Annotated in this window: 1 protein-coding gene and 1 tRNA gene; both read left to right on the top strand. The window is 65.3% G+C overall.

Annotated features, from left to right (window positions below):
• A partial coding sequence (locus ROTAS13_RS28530; protein WP_216348735.1) for a glycoside hydrolase family 108 protein occupies positions 1-1,146 on the top strand: 1,146 nt, incomplete at its 5' end.
• A 74-nt stretch (positions 1,147-1,220) separates the two neighbouring features.
• A tRNA-Arg gene (locus ROTAS13_RS23425) sits at positions 1,221-1,297 on the top strand.
• Positions 1,298-2,127 lie beyond the last annotated feature (830 nt).

The raw sequence follows: 2,127 nt of genomic DNA, 5'->3' as shown, positions 1-2,127 counted from the left end.
GCGCTGCTGCCGGATATCGCCCGGCGGCTCGCCACCGATTCCTCCGGCCTGCTCGGTTCCCGGATTTCCGAGGCCGTCACCCAGGCCACCGGCGCCGCCGGGGCCCAGGCCGCCCATGCCGCCGTGGCGGCCGATCCCGCCCTCGCTGCCGGCCTGCGGATGCGCCTGGCGGAGATCCTGCTGGCGCACCTCCCGGAAAGCGGCGGCGGCGCCCCGAGCGATGGCGCGAAGCCCGCCTCCGCCCACCTGGAACTGCCACCCCTGCAGCCCCTTCCCTGGGGGCCGGCCCTGATCTCCAGCCTGGTGATCCTGGCCTTCCTGGTGGTGATGGTGCTGCTGGTCTCCTTCAACCACACCTTTCCGCCGGAAACCGCGGCGCTGGTGAACATCACCGTGGGCACGCTGGGGGCCGCCTTCGCCTCGGTGGTGAATTTCTGGATCGGCTCCTCACAGTCCGCGCATGAGAAAGACCGTCTCGCCGGGGTGCTGCAACGGGCGCAGACGGTGCAGGCCGGGGAGCAGGTGCAGTCTGCCCTCTCCACCCTGCGCGACATGGCCGCGACGCCATCCAACGTGGCCAGCCTGCCCCGGACCGCCTCCGCCCCCGATTCGCCGGAGGAACGCTTCGACCGCTGCCTCGCCGTCGTGCTGCAACAGGAAGGCGGCTTCGTGAACGATCCGCAGGACCCCGGCGGCGCCACCAACATGGGCATCACCCGGGACGTGCTGAGCGCCTTCCGCGACCGGGCGGTGACGGTGGACGAGGTCCGCGACCTGTCCCGTGCCGAGGCGCGAGAGATCTACCACGCCCGCTACTGGACACCGATGCGCTGCGCCGAGCTGCCGCCGGGGGTCGATCTCGGCGTCTTCGATTTCGGCGTGAATGCCGGTCCCTCGCGCGCGGTGAAGCTGCTGCAGAAGGCGGTGGGTGTGATGGCGGATGGTTCGATCGGTCCCATCACCCTGGCCGCCGCGCGGGCGTTGGAGGCGGAGCGGCTGATCGCCTCCTTCTCCGAGGCCCGCCTCGCCTATTACCGCTCGCTGGACGGCTTCGCCCGTTTCGGCCGGGGCTGGGCCAACCGGACGGAGGCGGTGCGCATGGCGGCGCTCCGGATGGCCGGCACGCCCAGCCGGGCTGCCGCCTGAGAAACACGGCACCCGGCCACGTGGTGCCGGGGGGGCTTCCCCTCTCCGGCGCCATGCGCTAGACGGGCGCTGACGGACCCGTAGCTCAGCTGGATAGAGCGTTGCCCTCCGAAGGCAAAGGTCGTACGTTCGAATCGTATCGGGTCCGCCAATCTTTCCAATACCTTAGCGATGATTCTTCCCGGGGCTTAAACGGTCCAAGGGAGAACATAGGTAACGCTAGCGCCGGACTGCTAACGGCGCTCGACGCGATGACGATTCGCGATGGTCATCCCAGTCTTCGAAAAATGGGTTTGAGTTAGGGCGGCAGCGGGTGGCGTTGCCACCCGGTTTGGTTGCAATTCCTCAGCCTAAGCGTGCAATAAAATAGGTAGAATGCTAATCATCAGCATTGAAATAATTAGCATACATTCTTTTTAGCTTGAGGGTGCAGGGGCGTCGCGAGCCTTTTCCGAAGCTTCAAGCGCCCTAGGACGGCCCCTGTCCCTCTGTCCCTGAGGGACGCGAAATCAGCCCCGGAATTCGGCTTGAGGGACAGCCTTTGTCTCTGCCTGTCCCTGTCCCTTGTCCCTGCAAAATCGGCAGAAATCCGCCAATTTTCTTGTCCCTGTCCCTCTTTGTCTCTGTCTCTGTCTTCTTCGGACGCACCTATGTCCCTCAATCCCCGGTTCTACAGAACCGGGATGAGGGACAGAGCGTTGGCTGTCCCTGAAGGATGGCGCTATTTGATAGTTGAACGAACCGCCGCGCTTACATAGTCGGCCTTGAATAACTCGTAAGGCACTGATCTAGCTGTGAGATTTTCCGGGCTCGGCGACCTGGATTTGCAGGGTTCGATTGTTTTCGACGACAAACCCTGCGAATCTTGTGGGCATGAAGCACCGCCCGCGCCCGCCGGAACAGGCCGATCTGCTGCGGCCGCGGCTGGTCGACATGATCGATGGGCGGCACGAACTGGTGCGGCTGGCGGCGCTGATCGAC

The organism is Roseomonas sp. TAS13 (assembly GCF_001950415.1).
Lineage (GTDB): Bacteria > Pseudomonadota > Alphaproteobacteria > Acetobacterales > Acetobacteraceae > Roseomonas > Roseomonas mucosa.
Note: the sequence above shows the minus strand (reverse complement) of the source record. Positions and strands in the feature narration are given on the sequence as shown.